This is a genomic window from Pseudomonas sp. GXM4 (assembly GCF_008923895.1).
Classification (GTDB): domain Bacteria; phylum Pseudomonadota; class Gammaproteobacteria; order Pseudomonadales; family Pseudomonadaceae; genus Aquipseudomonas; species Aquipseudomonas atacamensis.
The window spans coordinates 1-20,575 of the sequence record NZ_WBRZ01000082.1 but is presented as its reverse complement, the minus strand read 5'-3'; the positions used below and the strand labels follow the sequence as shown (position 1 = coordinate 20,575).

Below are 20,575 nucleotides of genomic sequence, written 5' to 3'. Positions count from 1 at the left end.
CTCCCACAGGGGATATTGGTGTGTCAGGGCCGCCGGATAAATGACCGGGTTTTTAGGAAAAGTCCTACAGAGCTATCCCCGACGCTTGCGTAGTCTTGCCCTCCCCAAACCTCCCCGGGAGAATGACCATGAGCAACAAAGCGTTGCGCATCCTGATCGCCGACCCGCAGCATTTTCATCGCATGAAAATCGAGCGCCTGTTCAACGCGCTCGGCTACTACCGTGTCGCCCCGGTGCAGACTCTCGGCGAATTGTTGACCTTGGTCGACTATGGCTGCGAGCCGTTCGATGTGCTGGTGATCAATGCCGAACTGGCGGCAGGCTCTCTCGATCTGCTGGGCTTTCTGCTCGATAACCCACAGGTTCGCCATGCTCTGATCTACAACGAACAATCAGCACCGTTGCAAGCGCTTGCGGGGTTTGCTCAGGAGAACGCGCTGATCAGCCCTACGCCATTGCCCAATTCACAGCTCATCGGGCAGGTAATGGCGAGAGTCGAAACTTGCGACGAACGCCAGGCAGCGCCTGACGCCCACGCACCGTTGCGCCATGCCAATGCATAAAAAAACACTCTGCACAACTGTCAGACCTGACAGGTGATTCTCTTGCCCATCCATGTAACAGTGCCGGCGCAGCCACCGACTCCGGGACAGACTGTTGCGGTGTCTTCGATTTTGCAGGAGTTCCAATGAAGTCAGCGCTGATCGTCGATGATCATCCAGTCGTGCGCGCGGCCATTCGGATCGTTCTGCAGGCTCAAGGCTTCACTCGGATTCATGAAGCGTCCAATGGCAATGAAGTCGTGCCGTTGATCTGCGCGCATGATCCGCACCTGGTTGTGCTCGATCTGGGGCTGGGATCGATGGACGGTCTGGAAGTGCTGACGCGAATCCAGATCAAGGCGCCAACGGCGCGTTGCCGGGTGCTGGTGTTCAGCATGCATGAGCCCACGCATTACCAGGAGCGCTGTCTACGCGCCGGCGCACGGGGCTACGTGACCAAGAGCAATCAACTGACTCTGCTGCACGAAGCCATCAAGGCATTGATGTCCGGCCACACTTATTTCTCCGCATTGCCCAATACCAGCGGTCTGTACAACGCCGTGCAACGCACGGAAAAGGAGCTGATCGCGCAGCTGTCCGATCGAGAGTTATGCATTTTCGTGAATCTGGCGCTGGGCAAACCGAACAAGGCCATCGCTTTGGAAATGCACCTGAGTCACAAAACCGTCAGCACCTACAAGACCCGCATGATGGCGAAACTTGGCCTGGGTTCGCTGGTGCTTCTGCGTGAGTTCGCCAAGCGCAATCACTTGATCTGAGTACCCCGACATGATGCAGGGACTGCGGGTTTTATTGCTGTGGCTGGGGCTTGTTGCCTCGGTCGGGGCGAATGACCAGCCGCAGACGCTGGAGGTGCTGGCGCGCCTCGAACCGGGAAGTATCCAGGTCCGCCTCGATGATCGGGAGCGCCAGTGGTTACGTGAGCATCCAGTCTTGCGCATGGGCATCTCCGGCCCGGATTACCCGCCCTTCGAAATCACCCGCAATCAGCATGAGCTGGAAGGGCTGACCGCCGATTACGCCGATCTGCTGGCGCAACTGCTCGGCATCAGGATCGAAGTGCGGCGTTTCGCCGATCGTCCCGCACTGATGGCCGCACTCAAGCGCGCTGACGTCGAACTCCTGGGCACCTCGAACAGTTTCGAAGCCGCCGATCCGGCCTTTGTTCTGTCGCGGCCGTACGCTGAAGATCAGCCAATGCTGGTGACGCGTCATGACGAGAAACTGCCTGCTGACCTTGCAGGCAAACGCATCGCCATGGTCGAGGATTACCTGCCACTGGCCCATGTTCAGGCGTTCTACCCCGGCGCCCACGTACAGCTTTATGCTTCGGCCATGGATGCACTCGGCGCGGTCGCCTTCGGTGCCGACGACGTGTACCTGGGCGACTTCATCAGCGCCAACTACCTGATCAACACCAATTATCGCAACGACCTGCAACTGGCCGGGCCGTCGGGGCTTGATGCCAATCCGTTCGCCTTTGCGTTGTTGCGCAGCGATGTGGTCCTCAAACGCATCGTCGACAAGGCCTTGCTGGCCGTGCCGATGGAGCGTCGCCATCTGATCGAACAGCGCTGGAGCGTCGGCCTCGCCGAGATGGCCGAACAGTCGCGGGTACACCTCAGCGCCGCCGAGCAGCAGTGGCTGGATCAGCACCCGGTGGTGCGGGTCGGCGCTGTCGAAGACTTCGCGCCGTTGGCGTTTTTCGATGCCGATGGACGCTTCAACGGGCTGGCAGCGCAGTTGCTGAGCCTGATTGCGCAGCGCAGCGGGCTGAATTTCGAGATCGTGCGTGGCACCTCGCTGAACGACCAGTTCGAACAACTTCAGGCCGGCGCACTCGATATTTTGCCCGTGGTAACGCCGAGCACCGAGCGGGAAGCGCAGCTGCAATTCACCCGCGCCTATCTGAACAATCCGTTCGTGCTGGTCAGCGCAGCGAACGGACCACATCCATTGCCGCTCGACGAACTGGCGGGCAAACGCCTGGCCATCTATCGCGGCCACCCGTTGCGCGAATACCTCCTGCAACGGGTTCCCGGTCTGCGTCTGGTCGAAGTCAAAAGCCCCGCCGAAGGCATGGCGCTGATTGCCCGTGGACAGGCCGACGTGACGGTAAGCTCGTTGCTGGTGGCGCGTTTTCTGATCGCCCGCCAATACCGCGACCGCCTGCGTATTACCGGCACCGTAGGCGATCAGCCGGCGCGCATCGCTCTGGCCACGGCGCCGCAGTCGGCGCTGCTGCACTCGATCCTGAACAAGGCGTTGCTGAGCATCGCGCCGCAGCAAATGGATGAACTGGTCGAGCGCTGGAGCCACGATGTGGTGGTGGAGGACAGCTATTGGTCGCGCCATCGCCGCGAGATTCTGCTTGGTTTTGCCGGCGCCGCAGGCTTGCTGCTGCTGGCCCTGATCTGGATCGGCTGGCAGCGTCGGCAGATCCATCAGCGCCAGCAATGGTTGTTGCAACTGCAACAGGCCAAGGACGCAGCGGATGAGGCCAATCGGGCCAAGAGCACTTTCCTGGCGACCATGAGCCACGAGATCCGCACACCGATGAACGCCTTGATCGGCATGCTCGAACTGGCGCTCAAGCGCGCAGAGGAGGGCGTGACTGATCGACTGGCAATTCAGGTGGCGTCGAATGCCGGCCAGCAATTATTGGCGTTGATTGGCGACATTCTCGACATCGCCCGTATCGAGTCGGGGCATTTGTCCCTTTCGCCGGAGCGGGCCAACCTGCGCGAGACGGTGTTATCGGTGTGTCGGGTTTTCGAAGGGCTGGCGCGGCAGAAACGGCTCTTGTGGCGCATCGAACTTGATCCGCGCGCCGACGTGGATGTGCTGATTGATCCGACGCGCTTCAAACAGGTGCTGTCGAACCTGTTGAGCAATGCGATCAAATTCACCGAGGTGGGTGAGGTGAGTTTGCGCTTGCAGGTCATCGCCATGACCGACGCTGAAGTGGACTTGCTGTTGCGCATCGAAGACAACGGCATCGGCATCAGCGGCGAAGATCAAAAGCGCCTGTTCAGCCCGTTCGTTCAAGCGAGCAATAGCCTTCAAGCGGCGCGCAGCGGTTCCGGCCTGGGGCTGGTGATCAGCCGTAACCTCTGCGAAATGATGGGCGGCACACTGGGTCTCGATAGTGATCTCGGGCAAGGCACGCGAGTAAAAATCAATATCCAGTTGCCGCTGTTGACGTCGGTGACGACCGCACTGGCAACGCCCGAGGCGGCAGCCGCGACCTGTGTATTAAGCGTGTTGGTGGTCGACGATCACCCGGTCAATCGCTTGCTGATGTGCTGGCAACTGAGTGAATTGGGGCATCGCACGGTAGACGTGGGCGACGGAGAACAGGGGCTGGACCGCTGGCGAACCCAGGCCTTCGATGTGGTGATCACCGACTGCAACATGCCGCGCCGCAATGGCTATGAGCTGGCGCAGGCGATTCGCAACGAAGAAGCCGCCAGCGGCCGCAGGCCCTGTCTGATCCTCGGTTTTACGGCCAATGCGCAGGTCGAAGAGCGCCTGCGCTGTCTGGATGCCGGCATGGACGGTTGCCTGTTCAAACCGATTCGCTTGCATGATCTGGCTGAAGCCCTGAAAGGCGCTCATCGTTGCGAGCGCCACGAAGATGAAACGCCAAGTGCCGAGCCCGTCGAGATTGATCTGAGTGCCCTGGAGCAGATGGCCGGTGCCGATCACTCGTTGATCGAGCGTTTGCGCAAGGAAGTCGGCAATAGCTTGCGCGACGATCTGCAGGCTTTGGATCAGACCCGCGTCGGCGACCGCAACGGCCTGCGTGAGCTGGCCCATCGCATCAGGGGCGGTGCGCAAATGGTTGGGGCAGCGCGGGTTGTTGCGGCGTGCGCAGATCTGGACACGGCGTGCCGAGACAGTGACAGCGTTGTCATCGACCGTGCCATCGGCAAGTTGCGCGAAGCCATGCACGGCCTCGCACGGTGCCTCTGAACCAATGCAGTCTCCTGTGGGAGCGAGCCTGCTCGAGAAATGCGCGCCGCTGCTCAATTGTTCTGCATATGGAACACTCAAGCCGATTTGCACCCTCTAGTCGAATATTCGATATGCCTTTAGGCTTAATCCAATGCATTTATCCATTGGAGACCCCATGAAAAACATCATCGGCATTTACACCAGCCCGCGCGGCCATTGGGTCGGCGATGGTTTCCCGGTGCGCACACTGTTTTCCTATGACAACCTGGGCAAGCACATCAGCCCGTTTCTGCTGCTCGATCACGCCGGTCCCGCCGAATTCACCCCGACCACTGAACAGCGTGGCGTCGGCCAGCACCCGCACCGTGGTTTCGAAACCGTGACCATCGTTTACGACGGCGAAGTGCAGCACCGCGATTCCACCGGCAGTGGCGGCACCATCGGCCCGGGTGATGTGCAGTGGATGACCGCAGCGTCCGGCATCCTTCATGAAGAATTCCACTCGGAAAACTTCGCCCGAACCGGCGGCAAGCTGGAAATGGTCCAGCTGTGGGTCAACCTGCCGGCCAAGGACAAAATGGCCGCGCCGGGTTACCAGACCATTCTCGACCGCGACATTCCGAGCATCGCGCTCAAGGACCACGCCGGCAGCCTGCGTCTGATCGCCGGCGAATTCGATGGGCACACCGGACCTTCGCGGACTTTTACGCCAATCGACGTGTGGGATCTGCGCCTCAATGCCGGCAAGTTGCTGACGCTTGATCTGCACGAAGGACGCAACACCGCACTGGTGGTGTTGAAGGGTTCGGTGCTGGTCAACGGTGCGGAATCGGTTGGGGTAGGGCAGTTGGCGCTGTTCGAACGCGACGGTGATCGACTCACCCTCCAGGCCAGCGAAGACGCGGTGGTATTGCTGCTCAGTGGCGAGCCGATCGACGAACCGATCGTCGGCCATGGCCCGTTCGTGATGAACACCGAGCAGGAAATCCATCAGGCCTTCGCCGACTTTCAGTCCGGGCGCTTTGGCCGGATGCACGCCTGACCCCGAGCTTTACTGGCAACTGAAACTCCCACAGGTTGTTCAGCGTCTGATCGTTCCCACGCTCTGCGTGGGAATGCAGCCGGGGACGCTCCGCGTCCCACAGCCTCAAGATCGCAGCCTTCGTCAGCTCCTTCAGGGTTTTGCAGTGTTTGTAAGCCGGTGCTCATCCACCGAAATCAATTGCTCCTACACTGTGCCAATCTGTGCGATCTTCTCGCGATTGGCCTTTGTCGGAGTTGTTTGATGCTGTCTCTGCTGACCGAACACCCGTTGTTTAGCGCGTTGATCCTGATCCTGCTCGATCTTGGCTTGTGGCGGCTGATCAGCTCTCGCGGCAGTGAATGGAAGCTGCTGGTGCGGGTGCTGATTTTTGCCCTGTTCAGCATTGTGCTGTTCAACGAAGGCCTCAACCCTATGGAGCCGGCGCCGTGGGCCGACAACGTGCCGCTGCATCTGGCGGCGACCGGGTTGCAGATCGGTTGGTGGCTGTTTGGTGCGCGGACCCTGACGGTGCTGATCGGCGCGGTGATGATGCAGCGGGTCGGCCATACCGGCCGGCTGTTGCAGGACTTGCTCGGCGCGGTGATTTTCCTCATCGCGATCATTGCGGCGCTGGCGTATGTGCTCGATCTGCCAGTCAAAGGTGTGCTGGCAACCTCCGGCGCGTTGGCGATCATTGTCGGTCTGGCCTTGCAGAGCACCTTGAGCGACGTGTTCTCCGGCATCGTCCTCAACACCACCAAGCCCTATCAACTTGATGACTGGATCTCCATCGACGGCACCGAGGGCCGCGTCACCGACATCGACTGGCGCGCCACGCGTCTGCAAACCAGTCAGGGCAGCATGGCCGTGATTCCCAACTCGCTGGCGGCCAAAGCCAAGATCATCAACTTCAGCCGACCGAGCAATATGTTCGGCGTTTCCGTCAGCGTGCCCGTCAGCCCCCATGCCCGACCCAGTTCGGTAATCGAGGCGCTGGAGCGAGCGATGCAGGGTTGTCGGCAATTGCTCGACACACCGGCGCCCAGCGTGTCGTTGAAGAGTTCTGCCAGCGGCGGCGCGGAATACGAAATCAGCGGGTTTGTCGCCTCGATGGGCGAGAAGCGCGTGGTGCGCAATCAGTTGTTCGACCTCGCTTACCGGCATTTGCAGGCGTCCGGGGTCAACCTGCTGTCCAGCAACGAGACCAGCGCCGCACCGCAGTTGTCGCGGCCACGGGCGCTGCTGGAAAGCTCACCGATCTTCTCGACTCTGCGTGAAGAAGAAAAAGACACCTTCAGCCAGAACATGACCCTGCAAACTTTCCGCGCCGGCGAAACGATTCTCGCGGGCGGCGAGGTCAGCGATCATTTGTTCATCATTGAATCTGGCGTGGTATCGGTGACGCTCAAACGCCATGGTGCGCCACTGGAATCCGGGCGCATGGGGCCGGGCGAGGTGATCGGCGAGGCCGGGATTCTTTCCGACACCGCGCTGCCGGCGGATTTTTCCGCGAAGACTTTCTGCGCCCTGTATCGCATCGAGAAGTCCTACCTGAAACCGTGCCTGGACGCGCGCCATGACATTCATGATGCGATGCAGGCGTTGCTCGATTTCCGTCTGCACAAGGCGCAGTCGCTGACCGAGGACGCGCCCGTGGTCGCGCCGAAAAGAGGCTTTCTGCAATGGCTGCGTAATCGCGTCTGAGCTGTCGCTTTGTGATTCGATGCAACCTGCGCGGCGTTCTCAGGGTCACAATTTGCAATCCCACCGGGCAGGAGTTGCAGACGATGAAAAACCTGCGGATCGCCACCTTCAACGTCAACGGCATGCGCGCGCGGCTGCCGAATCTGCTGGAATGGCTCAAGCGCGAGCAACCGGACATCGTCTGCCTGCAAGAGCTCAAGTCAGTGGACAGCGCATTTCCCGCCGCCGAACTGGAGGCCGCCGGTTACGGCGCAATCTGGCAGGGCCAGGCGTCATGGAATGGCGTGGCGATTCTGGCGCGTGATGCGCAGCCGTTGGAGAGTCGACGCGGTTTGCCCGGCGATGCCGATGACACCCACAGCCGCTATATCGAAGCGGCGGTGCACGGTGTGCTGGTCGGTTGCCTGTATCTGCCCAACGGCAACCCGCAGCCGGGGCCGAAATTCGATTACAAACTGGCCTGGTTCGAGCGTCTGATCAATTACGCCAAAGACCTGCAAAGCAGCGATCACCCGGTGGTCCTGGCCGGTGACTTCAATGTCGTGCCCACCGACATGGACATCTACAACACCCGATCCTGGCTCAAGGATGCTTTGTTGCAACCCGAGAGCCGCGAGTGCTACCAGCGGCTGCTGGATCAGGGCTGGACTGATTCCCTGCGCCACGTGTATCCCGAAGAACGCCTCTACACCTTCTGGGATTACTTCCGCAATCATTGGCAAACCAACTCCGGCCTGCGCATCGACCACCTGCTGCTCAACCCGGCATTGAGCCCGTATCTGCACGACGCCGGTGTTGACGCCTGGGTGCGCAACGAACCGCACGCCAGCGACCATGCACCGACATGGATTCGCATCGGCTCGCGGAAAAAGCGCTGACTGGGCGATTGGCGAAATCAATTGTCGAAAGCTGTGCCTGATCCCGTATACAGGGCAACATCAACGCAGTGTTCTGCGGCCCATGCATAAGGATCGAGCAATGAGTGCGCCACGGCTGACCAATACCAATCTGTACCTGCAACGTCTGGGTTTCGATGCGCCGCCGCCACCGACGCTGGATACGTTGCGCCAGTTGCAGTCGCGCCACACCGCTCAGTTTGTTTTCGAAAATCTGGCAACGATCAGTGCAGAGCCGGTGTTGATCGACTTGGTCTCCATCGAAGACAAGGTGTTGCAGCAAGGGCGGGGCGGCTACTGCTATGAGCTCAATCATTTGTTTTATGCGCTGCTGCTTGAATTGGGCTTCGACGCGCGGGCGATCAGCGGGCGCGTGGTGATGAATCAGCCGGAAGGCAGCTGGACGGCGCGAACCCATCGTTTGAGTCTGTTGACCATCGACGGAGTGCGTTACATCACCGATGTCGGCTTCGGTGGCATGGTGCCCACCGCGCCGCTGTTGCTCGACAGTGAAGATGAGCAACCCACCCCGCACGAACCTTACCGCATCGACAAGCAAGCAGATGGCTATCTGCTGCGCGCCAAAGTCGCAGGCGAATGGCGGCCGATGTACCTGTTCGATTTGCAACGCCAGGAAGACATCGATTACACCGTCGGCAACTGGTACGTCTCCACCCATCCCGAGTCACCCTTTTCGCAGCGCCTAATGGTCGCGCGCAGCGGCGCTGGCTGGCGCAAAACCCTGAACAACGGCAGTTTTGCCATTCATTACATGGGTGCGGACAGTGAGCGGCGCGAGGTGGCGGACGTCGACGAGCTGATGAAATTGCTGCGGCGCGAGTTCGATCTTCAGGTGCCTGATTCACCGCGTGTGCGACAAGCGCTGGCTCGGGTCATCGCGCCAGCCTCCATCTAAGGCTTTACATCAGGCTCCAATACGCGACGGATTTCGCCGATGGCCGCTGACAGCTTTCGCTCGAGACTCTTGAGATCGGTGGCGGTGATGCCTTTCTTGAATTGCCCCGTCAGACCTGAATCGTCAGCGCTTCCCTGCTGGCGTGGGCCATCAAGCAGAGCATGGCGCAGGGTGTTGTTGATCACAGTCTGGTAGCCAAAGCCCTCGGTTTCCGCGGCGGTACGCGCCGCTTCGATCACCGCGTCATCAAGCATGATAGTGATGCGGGTCTTGCCCTTGCTCGGCGCTACTGCGCCGCGTTTACCTGCGGAAAAGTCATATTCGTCTTTCATCGTTCAAGCCTCCTGAAAATACGCGCGCCGTTCGCTGGGTGTGGCGAGACGTGCGGAAATGATTCGAACAACATTGGCTTCGCGATAGCTGTAAGCAACGGCAAGCACACGACCTTTGGCATCGAGGCCGAGGGTGATCCAGCGTTGTTCGTCATGGTCGTTGTCCTCAAGTGTCAGTGCGCATTCGTCATGGAAAACCGGTTGGGCTTCGGCGAGGCTGATGCCTTTGTGCTTGAGTTTGTTGGCTGCGTTTTTGCTTTTGTCGTACTGAATCTTGAATGACTTCATTATGCATACTTTATATGTATAAAAAAGGGCGCGACTGCACCGTCGGTCGCCGTGAACACTTCAGCCTGGTGGGCACCGGCGCGGACGCAGCGGGGATGTGTTGCCGGATTTGTTAGGGCAAGAAGCGCAGGCTAGAAGGTTGGATGGCTACCTAACCATTATGTGACTGATAAGTTGTATACAACTCTATGGACATTTGTCCTGAGTATTGAATACAGTGTGCGCATAACAAAAACCAGGGAACCCCCCACCATGAAAACGCCCCATGTTTCACACCAACGGCCCGAGGACGAAAACCTCGGGGTCGGCGCGAATATGGCTTACGGCCTGCAACATGTTCTGACCATGTACGGCGGTATCGTTGCGGTGCCACTGATCATTGGCCAGGCGGCCGGTCTGTCGCCGGCGGACATTGGTCTGTTGATTGCTGCTTCATTGTTTGCGGGGGGGCTGGCGACGTTGCTGCAAACCCTGGGTCTGCCGTTTTTTGGCTGTCAGCTGCCGCTGGTCCAGGGCGTATCGTTCTCCGGCGTGGCGACCATGGTTGCGATCGTCAGCAGCGGCGGGGAGGGCGGTTTCCAATCGGTGCTGGGTGCGGTGATTGCCGCCTCGTTGATCGGCTTGCTGATCACGCCGGTATTCTCACGCATCACCAAGTTCTTTCCGCCGCTGGTCACCGGCATTGTGATCACCACCATCGGCCTGACGCTGATGCCGGTGGCCGCACGCTGGGCGATGGGCGGCAACAGCCACGCGCCGGACTTCGGCAGCATGCAGAACATCGGTCTGGCGGCGGTGACGCTGGTGCTGGTGTTGCTGCTGAGCAAGGTTGGCAGCGCGACCATTTCTCGGCTGTCGATTCTGCTGGCCATGGTCATCGGCACGGTGCTGGCGGTGTTCCTTGGCATGGCGGATTTCTCCAGTGTCACCACCGGCCCCATGTTCGGCTTCCCGACACCGTTCCACTTCGGCATGCCGACCTTCCATTTCGCCGCGATCCTGTCGATGTGCATTGTGGTCATGGTGACGCTGGTGGAAACCTCGGCGGACATCCTCGCCGTGGGCGAAATCATTGACACCAAGGTAGATTCCAAACGCTTGGGCAACGGCCTGCGTGCCGACATGCTGTCGAGCATGTTTGCGCCGATCTTCGGTTCGTTTACGCAAAGTGCTTTCGCGCAAAACGTCGGTCTGGTGGCGGTGACCGGGATCAAGAGCCGTTTTGTGGTGGCCACCGGTGGTCTGTTCCTTGTCGTGCTTGGCCTGCTGCCGTTCATGGGTCGGGTGATTGCTGCAGTGCCGACTTCGGTACTCGGCGGCGCCGGTATCGTGCTGTTCGGCACGGTGGCCGCGAGTGGCATCCGCACGTTGTCAAAGGTGGACTACCGCAACAACGTCAACCTGATCATCGTTGCCACCTCGATCGGTTTCGGCATGATCCCGATCGCCGCGCCGAACTTCTACGATCATTTCCCGAGCTGGTTCGCGACTATTTTCCATTCGGGCATCAGTTCGTCGGCAATCATGGCGATCCTGCTCAACCTGGCGTTCAACCACTTCACGACCGGCAACTCGGATCAACAGTCGGTGTTCGCCGCAGCCGAAGAGCGCACCCTGCGTTATCGCGATCTGGCCGCGCTGCGTGAAGGCGATTACTTCAGCGACGGCAAGCTGCATGACTGCGATGGCAAGGAAGTGCCGGTGATCGAGCCGGATGACCACGACCATGGCCACGGCGCGCCTAAGGTTCAGGTGAAAAGCAGCGAACATGTCTGACCGCTGCGTCTGAAACAAAAAAGGCCGATCTGCCCAAGCAGATCGGCCTTTTGGCATTTTTCGAGTGTCCACAAAAAAGCCCCTGAATCTTGCGATTCAGGGGCTTTGCTATTTGGCTCCACAACCTGGACTCGAACCAGGGACCCAGTGATTAACAGTCACTTGCTCTACCAACTGAGCTATTGCGGAATTGGTGCGTATGTTACTGATTCAAAAAGAGAAGTCAAGCATCGCCTGGCAACTTTTGCGATTCGTCGGGACGGACGGCATTTTGTCAGCGATTGGCGGTTACCAGAAAGGCCTCAGAGGTCTACCATGGCAGCCCGGAAGTGGTCACACGCGCTGCCGGCCATTCGCCGCAAAGGTATGCGCCATGAATCAAATCACCCGTAACACCGAGGTGCTCGCATGAGCACTGCACAGATCAGCCTGCCCAAAGGGATCGGCCCGCACGCCGAAAAACTTTTCGATGCAATCACCGGGGCAAGCACCGCCGAAGAATTGAACCGCGCTGGCGGCAAGGCTGAAGGTTTCGTCCTTGGTCTAGAAAGCAGCAAGGCCATCAAGAACCAGGTCGCCGAATCGCTGTATGTGATTTATGACGATGCTGCCACTCAACGCTCGGCCGAGCTGGCTTAACTGCCGAAGGTAATCGTGCCGAGCATCAGCTTGGCATAGGCCGCCGTCGCCGCCAGTTGCACCAGCCACAGGGCCAGGCCACCGAGGAATACCCCGGTGGCGACTTGCAGCACCAGGCTCTTTTCACGCTTGGCCGGAGCGCGCGGGATGAAATCATCCAGGTCGTCACGGTCAGCGCGCAGGTTGTCGTTTTTCATGTGGGTTCTCTTCAAATATCTCGGGTGTACACAAAACCGGTAGGAGCTGCGGAACGCTGCGATCTTTTGATCTTGATCTTAGAAACAAGATCAAAAGATCGCAGCCTGGTTGCACTCGTCAGTTCCTACACTTTGAATTGTGTGCAGTCTAGAGGTTGCAAGGCGTTTCCAGAGACAAATAAAAACGGGAAGCCCAAAAGGCTTCCCGTTTTTCATCACTCGCCGAAATCAGATGACCTGAACGATCGCGTCCGTCACTGCCTTGATGTTGCTCTGGTTCAGCGCGGCCACGCAGATGCGGCCGGTGTCCAGGGCGTAGATGCCGAACTCGTTGCGCAGGCGATGCACTTGTTCAGTGGTCAGGCCGGAGTAGGAGAACATGCCGCGCTGACGACCGACGAAGCTGAAATCGCGGCCCGGGGCTTTTTCCGCCAGCAGGGCAACCATCTGCTCGCGCATGCCGCGAATACGCAGACGCATTTCGGCCAGTTCGGCTTCCCACTGCGCGCGCAGTTCCGGGCTGTTCAGCACCGCAGCAACGATGCTGGCGCCGTGGGTCGGCGGGTTGGAGTAGTTGGTGCGGATCACGCGCTTGACCTGCGACAGCACGCGCGCGCTTTCTTCTTTCGATTCGCTGATGATCGACAATGCGCCAACGCGTTCGCCGTACAGCGAGAACGATTTGGAGAACGAGCTCGAGACGAAAAAGGTCAGGCCGGATTCGGCGAACAGGCGAACAGCGGCGGCGTCTTCGTCGATGCCGTCGCCGAAACCCTGGTAAGCCATGTCGAGGAACGGCACATGACCTTTGGCCTTGACCACTTCGAGCACCTTGTTCCAGTCCGCCGGGGTCAGGTCGACGCCGGTCGGGTTGTGGCAGCAGGCGTGCAGGACAACGATCGAGCCGTTCGGCAGGGCATTGAGGTCGTCGAGCATGCCGGCACGGTTCACGTCGTGGGTGGCAGCGTCGTAGTAACGGTAGTTCTGCACCGGAAAACCCGCGGTTTCGAACAGCGCGCGGTGGTTTTCCCAGCTCGGGTCGCTGATCGCCACGACGGCGTTCGGCAGCAGTTGCTTGAGGAAGTCGGCACCGATTTTCAGTGCGCCGGTCCCGCCGACGGCCTGAGTGGTGATGACGCGACCGGCGCTGATCAGCGGCGAGTCGTTGCCGAACAGCAGTTTCTGCACGGCCTGGTCGTAGGCAGCGATGCCATCGATCGGCAGGTAACCGCGCGAAGCGTGTTGCGCGACGCGAATCGTCTCGGCTTCGATCACCGCGCGCAGCAGTGGAATTCGCCCCTCTTCGTTGCAGTACACGCCCACGCCCAGGTTGACCTTGGTGGTCCGGGTATCGGCGTTGAATGCTTCGTTGAGGCCCAGGATTGGATCGCGGGGTGCCATTTCGACAGCGGAGAACAGGCTCATTATTACGGCGGCTCTGAATGGAGAGTGGAGGGACGTGTCGCGCTCCAGCCGAATGCACTAGAGCGGTGCACAAACGGGGAGCTAGTATAGAGGCCATCACCGCGCAATGGCGACAGGCGAATCGGCTTTTAGGGTAAGTTTTTCCGATTATTTCTTGACCGTTAGTCGATTGACTTTGTCAGACTCTTAACCGGATGTAGGACGTTTGCCTTGAAAGGTCAGGCAATCGCCACCACATTCAGCACAATCCAGGTTTTTTCTTGCGCGACATCGGTCGTTTGCGGTCGTCCTCGTGGTGCTCCGCCTGACGCGGAACGCCGCGATTCCAGAGGTGTGTATGTCGGAATTCCAGCTAGTCACCCGCTTCGAGCCTGCCGGCGATCAGCCGGAAGCCATTCGCCAGTTGGTTGAGGGCATTGACGCCGGGCTGGCGCACCAGACACTGCTCGGTGTGACCGGGTCGGGCAAGACCTTCAGCATTGCCAACGTCATCTCCCAGGTCCAGCGGCCGACGCTCGTTCTGGCGCCGAACAAGACCCTGGCCGCGCAGTTGTACGGGGAGTTCAAGGCGTTCTTCCCGAACAACGCTGTTGAATACTTCGTTTCCTACTACGACTACTACCAGCCCGAAGCGTATGTGCCGTCGTCCGACACCTTCATCGAGAAGGACGCCTCGATCAACGACCACATCGAACAGATGCGCCTGTCCGCAACCAAAGCGTTGCTCGAGCGCAAGGACGCGATCATCGTCACCACGGTGTCGTGCATCTATGGTCTGGGCAGTCCGGAAACCTATCTGAAAATGGTCTTGCATGTGGATCGCGGCGACAAGCTTGATCAGCGTGCGCTGCTGCGGCGCCTGGCCGACCTGCAATACACCCGCAACGACATGGATTTCGCCCGGGCGACGTTCCGCGTGCGCGGTGATGTGATCGATATCTTCCCGGCGGAATCCGATCTGGAAGCGATCCGCATCGAGCTGTTCGATGACGAGGTCGAGAGCATTTCCGCGTTTGATCCGCTGACCGGCGAAGTCATCCGCAAGATGCCGCGCTTCACTTTCTATCCGAAGAGCCACTACGTGACGCCTCGGGAAACCCTGCTCGATGCTATCGAAGGCATCAAGGTCGAATTGCAGGAGCGCCTCGAATACCTGCGCAGCAACAACAAACTGGTGGAAGCCCAGCGTCTGGAACAGCGCACCCGTTTCGACCTCGAGATGATTCTCGAACTGGGTTACTGCAACGGCATCGAAAACTACTCGCGCTACCTTTCCGGGCGTCCATCCGGCGCGGCGCCACCCACGCTTTACGACTATCTGCCTGCCGACGCCTTGCTGGTGATCGACGAATCCCACGTCAGCGTGCCGCAGGTCGGCGCGATGTATAAGGGCGACCGTTCGCGCAAGGAAACGCTGGTGGAGTACGGCTTCCGCCTGCCTTCGGCGCTGGACAACCGGCCAATGCGTTTCGACGAGTGGGAAGGGGTCAGCCCGCAGACCATTTTCGTTTCGGCAACGCCCGGCAATTACGAAGCCGAACACGCCGGGCGGGTGGTTGAGCAGGTGGTGCGGCCGACCGGCCTGGTCGACCCGCAGGTTGAAGTGCGGCCGGCGCTGACCCAGGTTGATGATTTGCTCTCGGAAATCACCAAACGCGTGGCGATCGAAGAACGTGTGCTGGTCACCACACTGACCAAGCGCATGGCCGAAGACCTGACCGATTACCTCGCCGACCACGGCGTGCGCGTGCGTTATCTGCACTCGGACATCGATACCGTCGAGCGCGTCGAGATCATCCGCGATTTGCGCCTCGGCGTGTTCGATGTGCTGGTCGGGATCAACCTGCTGCGTGAAGGCCTCGACATGCCGGAAGTGTCGCTGGTGGCGATTCTTGATGCCGACAAGGAAGGCTTCTTGCGTTCCGAGCGCTCACTGATCCAGACCATCGGCCGCGCGGCGCGTAACCTCAATGGCCGGGCGATTCTCTACGCCGATCGCATGACCGGTTCGATGGAGCGCGCGATTGGCGAGACCGAGCGCCGTCGCGAGAAGCAGATCGCCTTCAACCTTGAGAACGGCATCACCCCGAAAGGTGTTATCAAGGACGTCGCCGACATCATGGAAGGCGCCACCGTGCCCGGTTCGCGCAGCAAGAAGCGCAAAGGCATGGCCAAGGCCGCCGAAGAGAACGCCAAGTACGAAGCCGAGTTGCGCTCGCCAAGCGAAATCACCAAGCGCATCCGCGCGCTGGAAGAGAAGATGTACCAACTGGCGCGGGATCTGGAGTTTGAAGCGGCGGCGCAGATGCGCGACGAGATTTCCAAACTGCGCGAACGATTGCTTACGGTATAAGGGATCGTTCCCACGCAGAGCGTGGGAACGATCATTGTGTTTCCCTGTGGGAGCGAGCCTGCTCGCGAATGGGGGCGACTCGGTATAAGCGAGTCCCGGTCTCCGGCTTAAATACCCTGCCCGCTGGAGCGGGGCGGGTGTCGCCTGTTACCATTCGCCGCTTGATTGTTCTGCTCTTCATTTTTTCGAGACAAGCCATGACCACCGTCCGCACTCGCATCGCGCCATCGCCTACCGGGGACCCCCACGTAGGTACCGCTTACATCGCATTGTTCAACTACTGCTTTGCCAAGCAGCATGGCGGTGAGTTCATCCTGCGCATCGAAGACACCGATCAGTTGCGTTCGACCCGCGAGTCCGAACAGCAGATCTTCGACGCCCTGCGCTGGCTCGGTATCGACTGGAGCGAAGGTCCGGACGTCGGCGGCCCGCACGGCCCGTATCGGCAGAGCGAGCGCGGCGACATCTATCAGAAGTACTGCCAGCAACTGGTCGACATGGGTCATGCGTTCCCGTGCTTCTGCACCGCTGAAGAACTCGATCAGATGCGCGCCGAGCAAATGGCTCGCGGCGAAACTCCGCGCTACGACGGCCGCGCACTGCTGCTGTCGAAGGAAGAAGTTGCGGCGCGTCTGGCCGCTGGCGAACCGCACGTGATCCGCATGAAAGTGCCGAGCGAAGGCGTCTGCGTGGTGCCGGACATGCTGCGTGGCGACGTCGAGATCCCGTGGGATCGCATGGACATGCAAGTGCTGATGAAGACCGACGGCCTGCCGACGTACTTCCTCGCCAACGTCGTCGACGATCACCTGATGGGCATCACCCACGTGCTGCGTGGCGAAGAGTGGCTGCCATCGGCACCGAAACTGATTTTGCTGTACGAATACTTCGGCTGGGAACAGCCGGAGCTGTGCTACATGCCGCTGCTGCGTAACCCGGACAAGAGCAAGCTGTCCAAGCGCAAGAACCCGACCTCGGTAACGTTCTACGAGCGCATGGGCTTCATGCCGGAAGCGATGCTCAACTACCTCGGGCGCATGGGCTGGTCGATGCCGGACGAGCGCGAGAAGTTCTCGCTGCAGGAAATGGTCGACAACTTCGACCTCAAGCGCGTATCCCTCGGCGGGCCGATCTTCGATATCGAGAAGCTGTCGTGGCTCAACGGCCAGTGGCTGCGCGATCTGCCGGTGGAAGAGTTTGCCGCCCGTGTGCAGAAGTGGGCGTTCAATTCCGACTACATGATGAAAATCGCGCCGCACGTGCAGGGTCGGGTTGAAACGTTCAGCCAGGTTGCGCCGCTGGCGGGATTCTTCTTTGCTGGCGGCGTGAATCCGGATGCCAAGCTGTTCGAGTCGAAAAAGCTCTCCGGCGATCAGGTTCGCCAGTTGATGCAGTTGATCCTGTGGAAACTGGAAAGCCTGCGGAAGTGGGAGAAGGACAGCATCACCGCGACGATTCAGGCGGTGGTCGAATCCCTCGAGCTCAAACTGCGCGATGCGATGCCGTTGATGTTTGCTGCGATCACCGGGCAGGCGAGTTCGGTGTCGGTGCTCGATGCGATGGAAATCCTCGGCCCGGACCTGACCCGTTTCCGTCTGCGCCAGGCGATTGACCTGTTGGGCGGCGTGTCGAAGAAAGAAAACAAAGAGTGGGAAAAGCTCTTGGGCGCCATCGCCTGATTGCTTTTGCTTCTCTGCAGGACTGCCGAAGGCTGCGATCTTTTGATCCTGCCTTCGGCGTTTCTCCCGAATTTACGGGGGAGGGCGGTAAGTGATTGTTATCCCGGCAAAAAATTTTGAAATTTTTCAAAAATAAGTTTGACAGGCTTTCGATACGCCCTTAAGATTCGCCCCGTCCTCAGCGATGAGGGGCTATAGCTCAGCTGGGAGAGCGCTTGCATGGCATGCAAGAGGTCGACGGTTCGATCCCGTCTAGCTCCACCAATTTACACTTCGAGGTCTGGCCACATCGGCCTTGAAGCGATCAACACTCAGCGTTGATCAGTTGTATAGAAGGGTTTGCGTCCCCTTCGTCTAGTGGCCTAGGACACCGCCCTTTCACGGCGGTAACAGGGGTTCGAGTCCCCTAGGGGACGCCAGTTTTACAGAAGTGATGTTGCAAGAGATCACTCCGCCGCGAGGCGAAAAATCCGGGGCTATAGCTCAGCTGGGAGAGCGCCTGCATGGCATGCAGGAGGTCAGCGGTTCGATCCCGCTTAGCTCCACCAATTTTACAGTTCAAGGTCTGGCCACACCGGCCTTGAATCGATCAGCTCTCAGCACTGATCAGTTGTATAGAAGGGTTTGTGTCCCCTTCGTCTAGTGGCCTAGGACACCGCCCTTTCACGGCGGTAACAGGGGTTCGAGTCCCCTAGGGGACGCCACGATTACCCGCTCTGCGGGATTTTATAAGGGTCATTCAATTATTGAATGGCCCTTTTGTTTGTCCGGCGTTTGGCCAACTCTCCTTTTTCCTTACACTGTGCTTCAGACCAGCGGTCATATTCATGACTTGCAGAATATTATTATGCGAATAATATTCTAGTCGTAATATTCGGAGGCAACGATGAACGATAAAAAAGCTCAAACCCGCGAACGCATCCTTAAGGCTGCCAGCGCCGCATTGATTCAGCGCGGCCCGGCTGACCCGAGCGTGGGCGAAGTGATGGGCGCCGCCGGCCTGACGGTTGGCGGTTTCTACGCCCACTTCGAAAGCAAGGACGCGATGATGCTCGAAGCGTTCAAGCAACTGCTGGGCCGGCGTCGCGACCTGATTGCCGACATGGACGCCGATCTGACCGGCGAAGAGCGTCGCGCTTTGGTCGCTGCGTTCTACCTGTCGCGCAAACACCGGGATTCCAGCGAAGCCGCATGTCCGATTCCGGCCTCGATTGGCGAATTGGGGCGTTTGCCGGAGTCGTTCCGCATCGCGCTGAACGAGCATCTGGAGCTGATGGTCGCGCAACTGGCCGCCAGCCCTGAAGACACCGACAAGGCTTTGGCCGATGTCGCGTTGATGGTCGGTGGTCTGGCCTTGGCCAGGGCGCTGGGTCCGGGAGAGTTATCCGATCGATTGCTGCGCGCCGCCAAGTCGGCGGTGCGTTGACCTGAAGGCAACAAGCCTGAGGAGAGTGCGATGAACGCGTTGAAGTGGGTTCGTGGCGTTAACGGTACCTTGGGCTGGTTTGCACCAAAGCTGGTGGCGAGCAAAATGCGTCTGGCGTTCATGACGCCCCGCGCGCTACCGCTGCGCGATTGGGAGCTGCCGCTGTTGGCCAGCTCCGAACGCATCACGTTGCGCTTCGGCCTGTCGGCGCTGCGCTGGGGCCAAGGCCCGACAGTGTTGCTGATGCATGGTTGGGAAGGGCGGCCAACGCAATTCGCCTCGCTGATCAATGCTCTGGTCGATGCCGGCTATACCGTCGTCGCGCTCGACGGTCCGGCCCACGGTCGCTCCCCTGGGCGAGAAGCCAATGTAGTGCTGTTCGCCCGCGCCATGCTCGAAGCCGCTGCCGAATTGCCGCCGCTGCAAGCGGTTATCGGCCATTCCATGGGCGGCGCCAGCGCGATGCTCGCCGTGCAATTGGGCCTGCGCACCGAAACCCTGGTAAGCATCGCCGCACCGGCGCGGATTCTCGGCGTTCTGCGCGGTTTTGCGCGAATGGTTGGCATGCCGCCGCGCGCGCGTTCGGCGTTTATCCGCCAGGTCGAGCAGGACGTCGGCATGCGCGCCGCGACGCTGGACGTGGCCCACTATCAACTGGATATGCCCGGTCTGATCGTGCATGCCGAGGACGACAATTTTGTCTCGGTCAAAGAATCGCAATTGATTCACGAAGCCTGGTTCGACAGCCGCCTGCTGCGCCTGGAAAGCGGCGGCCATCAGCGCGTGCTGGCCGACCCTCGAGTGATTGATGGTGTGTTATCACTGCTTGCCGGTCGCAGCCTTCAGGCGCGCAAATCGGCCTGAGCTCCGTTACACTGCCCCGGTTGAATACTTTGACCGGGAGTGGGGCATGGGCTGGGATCGGGCAACGCCGTTTACCATTGATCTGCAAGTAGGCGCCGAAGACATCGACGGGCTCGGGCACGCCAATAACGCCGTTTACGTGACCTGGCTCGAGCGCTGCGCCTGGCGCCATTCGCAGCGCCTCGGCCTGGACCTGGTCGAATACCGGCGGCTGGATCGGGCGATGGCCGTTGTCCGCCACGAAATCGATTACCTGGCCGCCGCCTATGAAGGTGATGAACTGCAACTGGCGACCTGGATCGTCGACTGGGATCAGCGCTTGAAAATGACCCGGCATTTCCAGCTCAAACGCCCCAGTGACAACGCCACCCTGCTGCGCGCGCAGACCACGTTTGTGTGCATCGAGCTGTCGACCGGCAAGCCCAAGCGCATGCCGGCGGAATTTATCGAAGGCTATGGCCCGGCGATCCTGACCCCAGCTTGACCCGGTCTGGTAGGAGCTGCCGAAGGCTGCGATCTTTTGATTTTGCTTTTTG

The 20,575-nt window shown here is 59.8% G+C and carries 18 protein-coding genes and 5 tRNA genes; 18 read left to right on the top strand and 5 right to left on the bottom strand.

The annotated features are described in order from the left end of the window. Positions 1–128 precede the first annotated feature (128 nt). From F8N49_RS12925 to F8N49_RS12895, 7 genes are all read left to right on the top strand, one after another. Positions 129–563 (top strand): chemotaxis protein CheY, encoded by a 435-nt coding sequence (locus F8N49_RS12925; protein WP_151551661.1) that lies wholly within the window; start codon positions 129–131, stop codon positions 561–563. Between the two features lie 125 nt (positions 564–688). Continuing rightward, positions 689–1,321 carry a response regulator transcription factor gene (locus F8N49_RS12920; protein ID WP_024012369.1) on the top strand — a complete coding sequence of 211 codons (633 nt, stop codon included), beginning with the start codon at positions 689–691 and terminating at the stop codon, positions 1,319–1,321. Between the two features lie 10 nt (positions 1,322–1,331). Next, positions 1,332–4,538 (top strand): transporter substrate-binding domain-containing protein, encoded by a 3,207-nt coding sequence (locus tag F8N49_RS12915; RefSeq protein WP_151551659.1) that lies wholly within the window; start codon positions 1,332–1,334, stop codon positions 4,536–4,538. 157 nt (positions 4,539–4,695) lie between these two features. Continuing rightward, the gene (locus F8N49_RS12910) at positions 4,696–5,562 is read left to right on the top strand and encodes a pirin family protein (RefSeq protein ID WP_130929774.1); all 867 of its coding nucleotides are present in this window, start codon (positions 4,696–4,698) and stop codon (positions 5,560–5,562) included. Positions 5,563–5,805: 243 nt separating this feature from the next. Next, the gene (locus F8N49_RS12905; RefSeq protein WP_110646436.1) at positions 5,806–7,248 is read left to right on the top strand and encodes a mechanosensitive ion channel family protein; all 1,443 of its coding nucleotides are present in this window, start codon (positions 5,806–5,808) and stop codon (positions 7,246–7,248) included. An 83-nt stretch (positions 7,249–7,331) separates the two neighbouring features. After that, the gene (gene xth, locus F8N49_RS12900) at positions 7,332–8,126 is read left to right on the top strand and encodes an exodeoxyribonuclease III (protein ID WP_039762022.1); all 795 of its coding nucleotides are present in this window, start codon (positions 7,332–7,334) and stop codon (positions 8,124–8,126) included. A 100-nt stretch (positions 8,127–8,226) separates the two neighbouring features. Beyond that, the gene (locus F8N49_RS12895) at positions 8,227–9,060 is read left to right on the top strand and encodes an arylamine N-acetyltransferase (protein WP_151551657.1); all 834 of its coding nucleotides are present in this window, start codon (positions 8,227–8,229) and stop codon (positions 9,058–9,060) included. Here F8N49_RS12895 and F8N49_RS12890 read toward each other — a convergent pair. Both F8N49_RS12890 and F8N49_RS12885 read right to left on the bottom strand, forming a co-directional pair. After that, positions 9,057–9,392 carry a BrnA antitoxin family protein gene (locus tag F8N49_RS12890; protein ID WP_016773914.1) on the bottom strand — a complete coding sequence of 112 codons (336 nt, stop codon included), beginning with the start codon at positions 9,390–9,392 and terminating at the stop codon, positions 9,057–9,059. The two genes, F8N49_RS12895 and F8N49_RS12890, sit on opposite strands and share 4 nt — an antisense overlap. 3 nt (positions 9,393–9,395) lie before the next feature. Further along, positions 9,396–9,680, bottom strand: a complete 285-nt coding sequence (locus F8N49_RS12885; protein ID WP_151551655.1) for a BrnT family toxin — start codon at positions 9,678–9,680, stop codon at positions 9,396–9,398. 252 nt (positions 9,681–9,932) lie between these two features. Here F8N49_RS12885 and F8N49_RS12880 point away from each other — a divergent pair, with 252 nt between their 5' ends. Then, the gene (locus tag F8N49_RS12880) at positions 9,933–11,456 is read left to right on the top strand and encodes a nucleobase:cation symporter-2 family protein (RefSeq protein ID WP_024012376.1); all 1,524 of its coding nucleotides are present in this window, start codon (positions 9,933–9,935) and stop codon (positions 11,454–11,456) included. 113 nt (positions 11,457–11,569) lie between these two features. Here the strand turns inward: F8N49_RS12880 and F8N49_RS12875 are convergent. Beyond that, positions 11,570–11,645 (bottom strand) — tRNA-Asn (locus F8N49_RS12875). A 219-nt stretch (positions 11,646–11,864) separates the two neighbouring features. Between F8N49_RS12875 and F8N49_RS12870 the strand changes: the two genes are divergently transcribed. After that, complete coding sequence (locus F8N49_RS12870; RefSeq protein WP_151551653.1) at positions 11,865–12,095, top strand: hypothetical protein; 231 nt, start codon at positions 11,865–11,867, stop codon at positions 12,093–12,095. On the opposite strand, the gene F8N49_RS12865 is transcribed toward F8N49_RS12870, so the two are convergent. Beyond that, entirely contained in the window at positions 12,092–12,292 is a 201-nt protein-coding gene (locus F8N49_RS12865; protein ID WP_016773917.1) for a hypothetical protein, read from the bottom strand. The two genes, F8N49_RS12870 and F8N49_RS12865, sit on opposite strands and share 4 nt — an antisense overlap. 228 nt (positions 12,293–12,520) lie before the next feature. Then, positions 12,521–13,717: an amino acid aminotransferase gene (locus F8N49_RS12860; protein WP_016773918.1), complete on the bottom strand. Its 1,197-nt coding sequence runs from the start codon at positions 13,715–13,717 to the stop codon at positions 12,521–12,523. Between the two features lie 337 nt (positions 13,718–14,054). On the opposite strand from F8N49_RS12860, the gene uvrB reads away from it, so the two are divergent. The 9 genes from uvrB to F8N49_RS12815 all read left to right on the top strand — a co-directional run bounded on the left by uvrB (position 14,055) and on the right by F8N49_RS12815 (position 20,523). Beyond that, positions 14,055–16,070 carry an excinuclease ABC subunit UvrB gene (gene uvrB / locus F8N49_RS12855; protein WP_071171644.1) on the top strand — a complete coding sequence of 672 codons (2,016 nt, stop codon included), beginning with the start codon at positions 14,055–14,057 and terminating at the stop codon, positions 16,068–16,070. 197 nt (positions 16,071–16,267) lie between these two features. Then, positions 16,268–17,749, top strand: coding sequence for a glutamate--tRNA ligase (gene gltX, locus F8N49_RS12850; RefSeq protein WP_122747309.1), 1,482 nt, complete (start codon positions 16,268–16,270; stop codon positions 17,747–17,749). Positions 17,750–17,937: 188 nt separating this feature from the next. Beyond that, a tRNA-Ala gene (locus tag F8N49_RS12845) sits at positions 17,938–18,013 on the top strand. A 79-nt stretch (positions 18,014–18,092) separates the two neighbouring features. After that, positions 18,093–18,168: transfer RNA gene (locus F8N49_RS12840), tRNA-Glu, on the top strand. 53 nt (positions 18,169–18,221) lie between these two features. Continuing rightward, a tRNA-Ala gene (locus F8N49_RS12835) sits at positions 18,222–18,297 on the top strand. 80 nt (positions 18,298–18,377) lie between these two features. Continuing rightward, positions 18,378–18,453, top strand: a tRNA-Glu gene (locus tag F8N49_RS12830). Between the two features lie 182 nt (positions 18,454–18,635). Continuing rightward, positions 18,636–19,175, top strand: coding sequence for a TetR/AcrR family transcriptional regulator (locus F8N49_RS12825; protein WP_016773921.1), 540 nt, complete (start codon positions 18,636–18,638; stop codon positions 19,173–19,175). 30 nt (positions 19,176–19,205) lie between these two features. Further along, entirely contained in the window at positions 19,206–20,039 is an 834-nt protein-coding gene (locus F8N49_RS12820) for an alpha/beta fold hydrolase (RefSeq protein ID WP_151551651.1), read from the top strand. A 46-nt stretch (positions 20,040–20,085) separates the two neighbouring features. Continuing rightward, positions 20,086–20,523 carry a thioesterase family protein gene (locus F8N49_RS12815; RefSeq protein ID WP_122610307.1) on the top strand — a complete coding sequence of 146 codons (438 nt, stop codon included), beginning with the start codon at positions 20,086–20,088 and terminating at the stop codon, positions 20,521–20,523. Positions 20,524–20,575 lie beyond the last annotated feature (52 nt).